The organism is Christiangramia aquimixticola (assembly GCF_048285835.1).
Taxonomy (GTDB): Bacteria; Bacteroidota; Bacteroidia; order Flavobacteriales; family Flavobacteriaceae; genus Christiangramia; species Christiangramia aquimixticola.
This window is the reverse complement of sequence record NZ_JBLVTL010000003.1, coordinates 192,704-200,065: the sequence shown is the minus strand read 5'-3', so window position 1 is coordinate 200,065 and position 7,362 is coordinate 192,704. Positions and strand designations below refer to the sequence as shown.

Genomic DNA, 7,362 nt, shown 5'->3' with positions numbered 1-7,362 from the left:
TTTTCAACTCCACAAAAGGATTTGGATTCATAAAGTCAGACGAAACAAGCGAAGATATCTTCGTACACTCTAGTGGTCTTATTGACGAAATTCGTGAAGACGATAGAGTACAGTTTGAAACTGAACAAGGAAGAAAAGGATTAAACGCAGTTAATGTTGAAGTTATCGACTAAGCTGTGATCCTTATCACTATAGAAAAGCCATCCAAACGGATGGCTTTTTTGTTTTACATATATCTTGATGCCGAAGATTTCTTAAAAGTTAAATTACAGCTTCCAGATTGTTTGTGGTTTGAATATAGACCTCCTTTATGGTTGGTTGATTTTCCATAATCTCGGTTCTTAAATCATCTATTATCTTTTCTGCCTGTAAGAGTTTCAGGTCATCCTTAAGGTCAACTTCTACTATAAGCAGAATTTTGTGCGGACCAAAATGCATAGTTTGAGGCAAATTTGAATTTTTAATGTATTCATTTGAACTAAGAATTTCATTAACCTCATTGATCACTTCTGGATGAGCACTTTCTCCTAATAACAATCCTTTACTTTCTTTGGCCAGAAATGTTGCCACAGAGAGTAAGATAACTCCAATCAAAACTGAAGCTGCACCGTCTAAATATGGATTGTTTAGAACCTGAGAAAGATAAACACCTATTAGGGCAACAGTTAACCCAGTTACAGCGGCGGCATCTTCAATGATCACGGCAAAAGTAGCAGCATCCTTACTACGTATTATATTCTTGATAAGGTTTTTAGATTGATGAGCCCGGGACTGGTTAAATGCCCGTAAGGCAAGGAATAATGCTGTTCCTTCAAAAACAATTGCTGCACCAAGAACCACATAGTTCCAGGTGGGATCTTCGACTATATGAGGATCCTGTAGGGCATGGATTCCTTCATATATGGCGAAACCACCACCCAAAGCAAAGATTAAAATGCTTACCACAAAACTCCAGAAATACACCTCTTTCCCGTATCCAAAAGGATGCATTTTATCAGGTTTTTGTTTCGATCGTTTTATCCCCAATAACAACAACAATCCATTCCCGGTATCTACCAGTGAATGAATACCTTCTGCCAACATTGCTGAACTTCCCGTAAAGAAAGAAGCAAAAAATTTGCTTATTGCGATTAAAAGGTTGGCGCCAATTGCCCCATAGATAGCGATGTTCGATCCGCCTGCTGCCATAATTTTAATTTTTTTTGAAATTACAATTATCTCAAAAAAGTGTCCAAGGCTTTTAGATTTCTTTAATACAAAGTGGCTAAAACATTTCCGATATTGGGAGATACCAACCACAACGATCGATCAATGTTTAAAAACAAAAGAAATCTTTTATATATAACTGCGGTAATACTTGCTGTTTACTTTCTTTTTTTAGGTCTTTCCAAGGCACAGGGATTCTTTGCACCTCTTACAACAGCAATAATTTTAAGTTTAGTTGTCTTGCCCTTATCCCAGAGGATGGAAAAACGTATTAAGCGACCATATGCCGCACTATTTAATAGTTTATTGCTATTCATAGTATCCTTAGGGTTTTTCGCTTTAATCTCCTTCCAAATAAGAAGTTTTAGTGAGGACTGGCCAATGATTCAAGAAACCATGATTCCAAAAGTAGAACAACTTAAAATTTTTGTTTTAGAACATACACCCCTGGACAAAGAAGATCTAAAACAATCAGGTTCTCAAAGTTTATCGGTTACCTCAGGGATGAAAAAACGTGTTGCCTCTTTTGTTAGTGGAATCTCCGGTTTTCTGGCCAACTATCTGCTCACCTTTATATATGTATTTTTCTTACTGAATTACAGGCATATTTTTAAAAATTTCCTTCTTACTGTTTTCCCGGATGAGAAAAGAGATTCGGTAAAGAAGGTTCTTACAAGATCGGCCAAAGTTGCTCCCCAGTATTTAATTGGGAAACTTGTGCTTATGGGACTTTTGGCAGTTTTATATTCCATAGGCCTTGGAATTTCCGGGGTAAGTAATTTTATCCTGGTAAGTGTAATTGCCGCATTATTAACCTTAATCCCGTATGTGGGAAATATTATAGGCTTTAGTATGGCCGTAGCTTTTGGTTTTTTGAGCAGCGGAGATATTACTGTTTTAATCGGGATTGCCCTGACCTTTACCGTAGCCCAATTTGTTGAAAGTTACGTACTTCAGCCTTATGTGGTAGGCGATAGGGTAGATGTACATCCATTTTTTGTAATCGTGTCGGTAATTATTGGAAACATGGTTTGGGGCATCATTGGGATGATCCTGGCCATTCCTATAATGGGTATAATTACAGTTATATTATTACATATAAAAAGTATGGAGCCATTTGGAATTCTGCTGAGCAAAAAGAAATTTCAGTCAAATGATGGCAACTAGATTTTTTTATATAAACATATATCACTTCAGATAAATACTGAGAAAAATTCCATTTTAATAAACTATGAATCTAATTATGAAAAAATTAATCGTTTGTCTTATAACCCTGTCATCAGTAGGGTTTATGAGCTGTCAGGAAAAAAGTGACAAAGTTCCGGAAGCTGTGAAAATTACTTTTCAGAAAAAATATCCCGGCGAGAACGATCCTGATTGGAAAAAGGATGATCATGGGAACTGGGAGTCCCATTTTAAGATCGATGGAGAAAAATACAGAGCAGATTTTAATGAGGATGGAACCTGGATAGAAACAGAAAATGACATTAAAAAGGATAATCTTCCCGAGGCCATTAAAAAGGTTCTAAAAGAAAAATTTCCTGATGAAGAAATAACTGAAGTTGAACGTGTGGATAATGCTGAAAAAGGTTTGTTTTATGACGTAGAGCTTAAGAGAAAAGGTAAAAACAAGGATATTATGTTTCGGGAGGATGGAACCATAATAAATTGATTATAGGAATATCATCCGACTTCTGTAGCCTCTAAATCGACTTCATATGGAAAGGCGAAGGTTTTTAAGTCTTCACAATGCAACCATTTTGAATGATCTGTTCTGTTCAACACTACCGGCATCCTTTTTTTATTATTATGTATCTCACTCATTAATTCATTTGCTTCGGTAGTAAGAATAGAGTAGGAGTAGTAATTTTCACCGGTATGCGGGTTTTTCCAGGAACTGTAAATTCCGGCGAAAGCGAATATCTCCTGATTCACGGGTTGAATTAAAAACTTCTGCTTTTCGTTTCCTTTGGGATCTTTCCATTGCCATTCATAATATCCATCGGCTATTACCAGGCATCGATTATTAACCGAATTTCTAAAGGCTGGTTTTTCTGCTGCAGTTTCAATCTTACTGTTTAGTGTCATTTTCTTTATCCCGTCATCCTTGGCCCAAAAAGGAATTAATCCCCAATGGAACATATTTATTTCTCCGGGATTTTCATCAGTAATAACAGGGGTTTCCGAAAAACTAAATGCATTAATTTCGTCTTGCGGATAGTATTTATCCGGCTCAATAAACCGTGCATCCAGAGATTTTTCCAGAGATGCTATTTTGGAATTAAGTTTGGTTCTGTAACACATATTGCCAAATTACTTAAATTTAATCACACTTGTATAACTAATTAATTAGTTGAATGTAAACCTTTATAAATGCCGGAAATTATCAGAATTGGATTTGGAGGAGGTTGTCATTGGTGCACAGAAGCTGTATTTCAAAGATTAAAAGGAGTGGAAGATGTTACACAGGGTTATTTAAATACCACCACAGATGACCTTTATTCGGAAGGGATCCTTCTTAAATTCGATCCTGAAATAATCCCGGTTAAAGTCCTTATCGAAATACATATAAGAACCCATCAAAGTTTTCACAATCACAGTATGCGAGATAAATACAAATCTGGGATATATGTTTTCAATAAAAATCAAAAAACTGAAGTAGTCCGGAATTTGCATCAGCTTCAGGAAAAATTCTCTGAAAAGATTATTACTGAAGTTTATACAATAAAGGTTTTTAAAGAAAGCAGGGAAGAAATAAAGAATTATTATAATAAAGATCCTCATCGTCCATTTTGTATTAAATACATAGAGCCAAAATTGGATATTTTACGAATGGAGTTTAAGAAATACCTTAAATGACCATTTTTTATTTCTAATATTGCGGCTTCAAAATCCTGAATATGCCTAAGCCTAATAAATTACTCATTGTCCTGGCCTTTTTTTCAATCTATGTTATTTGGGGTTCTACCTATGTACTAAATAAAACAGCAGTAGCTGAATTACCACCGTTCATGCTTGCGGCTATCAGGTTCCTAACAGCTGGGGTTTTAATCTTTATAATTGCCGCTGTAACCGGGCAAAATTTAAAGATTAGCAGAAAACAATTAATCAATACGGGAATTGCAGGATTTCTTTTTCTGGCTTTTGGAAATGGGATCGTAGTCTGGGCACTTAAATTCGTAGACAGTGGTTTTGCAGCTTTGGAGATCTCTGCCCAGCCTTTGGTAATTCTATTACTAATGTGGTTGATCCAGGGGAAAAAGATCAAACCAATGAGTTTAATTGGTGTTTTTCTGGGAATAATAGGTATTTATTTATTGGTAAATCAACGTCAGGTGCTTAATCAGGATGATTCCTATATAGGTATTATAATGATATTCTTTTGTATGATAAGCTGGGCGTACGGATCAATTTTCGTGGGAAAGGCAGACATGCCTTCTAATTATTTCGTGAATACCGGTTACCAAATGATTACAGGTGGATGTATGTTAGTATTGCTGAGTCTAATTTTTAATGAGGAATGGAGTTCTCCACTGGTTTGGAGTCCAAATGTTCAGCTATCCATGATCTTATTGATAATTTTTGGAAGTATTGTCGCATTTACCTCATTCAATTATTTGCTGAAAATGGTCTCTCCGGAAAAAGTTGCTACAAATACATACGTCAATCCTATAATCGCACTTTTTTTAGGCTGGTATTTCCTGGACGAAACAGTAACCTTACAATCCATTATTGCAGCGGTAATTTTACTTTCTGGTGTTTATTTCATCAATACCTCAAAAAGAAAAGTAATGCTTAACCGTTTTGGATTACAGCAAATACAGAACAAACTAAGGAAAAACAAGGTTCAGTAATGCTAATAGAATGTTTCCTTTTAATCCATCTATCAAATATAAATGAACTATAATTTATATTATGTAAAATAGAATATTTAGAGTTGAAGCCTCGCATTTTATCTTTGGTCTTTACCGCTTCTCTTGTTTGAGGATTATTCTTTTTTAGATTCTTTATAAACCCCTCTAAAAGATATACTGCTTCTTTGGTTAGAATTCACCTGTAATCTTGAGTTCCCACCGGGATACAGAATCAAGGAATAAATAAAATTTTCTGACTTCCGGGATGTCTCGAAATTTACCTGAACATAATCCTTCGCGGTTACTTCGCTAACTTTTAAGTTAGTTAATATTCCGGTATAATTAATTCCGCCATCTTTTTCATATGCCCCGCCTATATGCCTTTCACCAAAGAATGGTAATGAAACATAAACTGAATCACCGGAAAACTTCAGATGATTGGCATTATCTATAAGATTGATCTGACTTCCTGATTGTGGTATGGCCCAATTGAATTCCAGCTCATAATTTTCTCTCTCAACTATTTGAGCTACATTATCTAAAGAACCCAGGTCTCGATTACTTCCACAGCCTACGCATATTAATATTGTAAATAACAGTGCTATATATGTTTTTGTATTTTTCATTCCTCTTCATCGCTCAAACTATCCAGGGTATCCTGGATCGCCTTATTTTCTTCTGATGAAACTTTTCCCTTATCATTCTGAATCTTCAAATTTCCATCCTCTGCTTTTTTTAACTTATCATCCTTTTCATGAAAATTTGATGGTCTGGCGGAATTTTTTTGCCAGTCAGTTTTACTTTTGTCTTTTCCTTCGGCCATAATTCTGTTTTCTTTTAAAGTTAAAGATTCAACACACTCTTTCCCTTGCTTTTATATATCATTTAACAGGTGATTTCAGTTTAAGAGAATTTAATAAAAGCTCTGTATTTTAAAAGAGCAACAAAAACAGTAGCTCCAATGGCATTCCCCAGCAAGGCAGTAATTAAGGTTTTTATATAAACCAGGAAAGTAATTTCTGAAGAAACCAACAAGCCGGCAAAAATTTCTATATGTCCAATAATGCTATGGTGCAGTCCGGTTATACCCATTACTGCTGTAATTATATAAATTATCAGGATCTCAGAAGTAGTTTCCCTTGAGGATGTAACGAGCCAGCTCAAAAGTCCCATTAACCAACCTGCCAGAATTGCGCTAACCAGAATAGTAGTAAGTTCATAACTTACAAAATGTTCTCCAATTTTAGCCATAGTGCCGGTAGTATACAAGCCAAGTTTCGGGCCTATCCATAGTAATGTCAATGCGATAAGTATTCCACCGGCTAAGTTTCCCAGAATCACAATCCCCCATATTTTAAATAAACTTAAAATACTTCTTTGTTTATTCAATACCGGCAACGTTAAGAGTGATGTTTGTTCTGTAAACAAAATAGATTGTCCTAATACTACCAGTATAAATCCTATTGGATAAACAACTGCAGTTAATTTAAACAGGACTTCTGATGGGAAATATCCCTCGAAAAAACTGAAAACCGTACATACCAACAGATAACTAAATCCTATTTCAAGACCTGCGGTGAAAGAACTAAGTAGTATACTGGTTTTACTTCTATCAAATGTTTTACATCCTTCAATTATTTGTTCCTGAAGAATTTCACCGTGTGATTTAGATTTATTACTATCCTGGCTTTTCTGTTCCTGCAGCTCCTCCTCTACTTTTTCTTTTTCCTGATCTTCATTTAAATTTTCCTTCATTCACTAATCTTTAAATTTATATCAAATTTTATCGTGGGATGTTGCAAAATACTATATAAAATCGCTAAACAACTTAAGGGCCCAACACTTTAGATATATTTTAGGTTATGATGTACCAAGTCTAAATAGACTATTAAATCTTTGCCAAATCTCCCCTAACAGACTTGGCAAAAATTTTAAGATTAAGTTTATTTAAACAACTAAAAAAATAATTGAAATGGAAACTATTTTTGAATTTGTAGGACTTGATAGAAGCCAATCTCTGGAAGCATTTACCAAAAAGAAACTTGAAAAGTTAGAAAATAAATATGATTGGATCGTTAGAGCAAATATTTACTTTAAACGAGATGAAAATCAAAAACCCAATGGATATATTTCTGAAATCAGACTAAGTGCTCCGGGACCTGAAATTTATGCCGATTCCAATGAAAATTCATTTGAAGCATCTATTGCCGAGACAGTTCGTGATGTTGAAAAGCAATGTAGTAAGCGTAAAGCTAAAATGAGCACTCACTAATATGCTAACTTCTATAAAAATTAAAAGCCT

General features: G+C 34.9%; 11 protein-coding genes. 6 read left to right on the top strand and 5 right to left on the bottom strand.

Features of this window, described 5'->3' with window-relative positions:
- The coding region (locus ACNKXV_RS07815) for a cold-shock protein (RefSeq protein WP_417907421.1) at positions 1-173 on the top strand (173 nt) is incomplete at its 5' end.
- Between the two features lie 88 nt (positions 174-261).
- On the opposite strand, the gene ACNKXV_RS07810 is transcribed toward ACNKXV_RS07815, so the two are convergent.
- The gene (locus tag ACNKXV_RS07810) at positions 262-1,188 is read right to left on the bottom strand and encodes a cation diffusion facilitator family transporter (RefSeq protein ID WP_417907157.1); all 927 of its coding nucleotides are present in this window, start codon (positions 1,186-1,188) and stop codon (positions 262-264) included.
- 123 nt (positions 1,189-1,311) lie between these two features.
- On the opposite strand from ACNKXV_RS07810, the gene ACNKXV_RS07805 reads away from it, so the two are divergent.
- Positions 1,312-2,373 (top strand): AI-2E family transporter, encoded by a 1,062-nt coding sequence (locus tag ACNKXV_RS07805; protein ID WP_417907156.1) that lies wholly within the window; start codon positions 1,312-1,314, stop codon positions 2,371-2,373.
- A gap of 76 nt (positions 2,374-2,449) precedes the next feature.
- Entirely contained in the window at positions 2,450-2,878 is a 429-nt protein-coding gene (locus tag ACNKXV_RS07800) for a PepSY-like domain-containing protein (RefSeq protein WP_417907155.1), read from the top strand.
- An 11-nt stretch (positions 2,879-2,889) separates the two neighbouring features.
- On the opposite strand, the gene ACNKXV_RS07795 is transcribed toward ACNKXV_RS07800, so the two are convergent.
- The gene (locus ACNKXV_RS07795) at positions 2,890-3,510 is read right to left on the bottom strand and encodes an SOS response-associated peptidase (RefSeq protein WP_417907154.1); all 621 of its coding nucleotides are present in this window, start codon (positions 3,508-3,510) and stop codon (positions 2,890-2,892) included.
- A 69-nt stretch (positions 3,511-3,579) separates the two neighbouring features.
- On the opposite strand from ACNKXV_RS07795, the gene ACNKXV_RS07790 reads away from it, so the two are divergent.
- Both ACNKXV_RS07790 and ACNKXV_RS07785 read left to right on the top strand, forming a co-directional pair.
- Positions 3,580-4,065, top strand: a complete 486-nt coding sequence (locus ACNKXV_RS07790) for a peptide-methionine (S)-S-oxide reductase (protein ID WP_417907153.1) — start codon at positions 3,580-3,582, stop codon at positions 4,063-4,065.
- A 41-nt stretch (positions 4,066-4,106) separates the two neighbouring features.
- Positions 4,107-5,060, top strand: coding sequence for an EamA family transporter (locus ACNKXV_RS07785; protein WP_417907152.1), 954 nt, complete (start codon positions 4,107-4,109; stop codon positions 5,058-5,060).
- Between the two features lie 134 nt (positions 5,061-5,194).
- Here the strand turns inward: ACNKXV_RS07785 and ACNKXV_RS07780 are convergent, their stop codons facing one another.
- From ACNKXV_RS07780 to ACNKXV_RS07770, 3 genes are all read right to left on the bottom strand, one after another.
- Positions 5,195-5,686 carry a DUF4251 domain-containing protein gene (locus ACNKXV_RS07780; protein ID WP_417907151.1) on the bottom strand — a complete coding sequence of 164 codons (492 nt, stop codon included), beginning with the start codon at positions 5,684-5,686 and terminating at the stop codon, positions 5,195-5,197.
- Complete coding sequence (locus ACNKXV_RS07775) at positions 5,683-5,883, bottom strand: hypothetical protein (protein ID WP_417907150.1); 201 nt, start codon at positions 5,881-5,883, stop codon at positions 5,683-5,685. Before ACNKXV_RS07775 ends, ACNKXV_RS07780 begins: the two co-directional genes overlap by 4 nt.
- Before the next feature lie 80 nt (positions 5,884-5,963).
- On the bottom strand, positions 5,964-6,815 hold the full coding sequence (locus ACNKXV_RS07770; protein ID WP_417907149.1) for a formate/nitrite transporter family protein: 852 nt from the start codon (positions 6,813-6,815) through the stop codon (positions 5,964-5,966).
- Between the two features lie 217 nt (positions 6,816-7,032).
- Between ACNKXV_RS07770 and ACNKXV_RS07765 the strand changes: the two genes are divergently transcribed.
- The gene (locus tag ACNKXV_RS07765) at positions 7,033-7,332 is read left to right on the top strand and encodes an HPF/RaiA family ribosome-associated protein (protein ID WP_417907148.1); all 300 of its coding nucleotides are present in this window, start codon (positions 7,033-7,035) and stop codon (positions 7,330-7,332) included.
- Positions 7,333-7,362: the final 30 nt, after the last annotated feature.

Coding starts and splice junctions, on each gene's coding strand:
- ACNKXV_RS07765 (WP_417907148.1), top strand. CDS start 7,033: ATGGAAACTATTTTTGAATTTGTAGGACTTGATAGAAGCCAATCTCTG.
- ACNKXV_RS07775 (WP_417907150.1), bottom strand. CDS start 5,883: ATGGCCGAAGGAAAAGACAAAAGTAAAACTGACTGGCAAAAAAATTCC.
- ACNKXV_RS07790 (WP_417907153.1), top strand. CDS start 3,580: ATGCCGGAAATTATCAGAATTGGATTTGGAGGAGGTTGTCATTGGTGC.
- ACNKXV_RS07795 (WP_417907154.1), bottom strand. CDS start 3,510: ATGTGTTACAGAACCAAACTTAATTCCAAAATAGCATCTCTGGAAAAA.
- ACNKXV_RS07785 (WP_417907152.1), top strand. CDS start 4,107: ATGCCTAAGCCTAATAAATTACTCATTGTCCTGGCCTTTTTTTCAATC.
- ACNKXV_RS07805 (WP_417907156.1), top strand. CDS start 1,312: ATGTTTAAAAACAAAAGAAATCTTTTATATATAACTGCGGTAATACTT.
- ACNKXV_RS07800 (WP_417907155.1), top strand. CDS start 2,450: ATGAAAAAATTAATCGTTTGTCTTATAACCCTGTCATCAGTAGGGTTT.
- ACNKXV_RS07780 (WP_417907151.1), bottom strand. CDS start 5,686: ATGAAAAATACAAAAACATATATAGCACTGTTATTTACAATATTAATA.
- ACNKXV_RS07810 (WP_417907157.1), bottom strand. CDS start 1,188: ATGGCAGCAGGCGGATCGAACATCGCTATCTATGGGGCAATTGGCGCC.
- ACNKXV_RS07770 (WP_417907149.1), bottom strand. CDS start 6,815: ATGAAGGAAAATTTAAATGAAGATCAGGAAAAAGAAAAAGTAGAGGAG.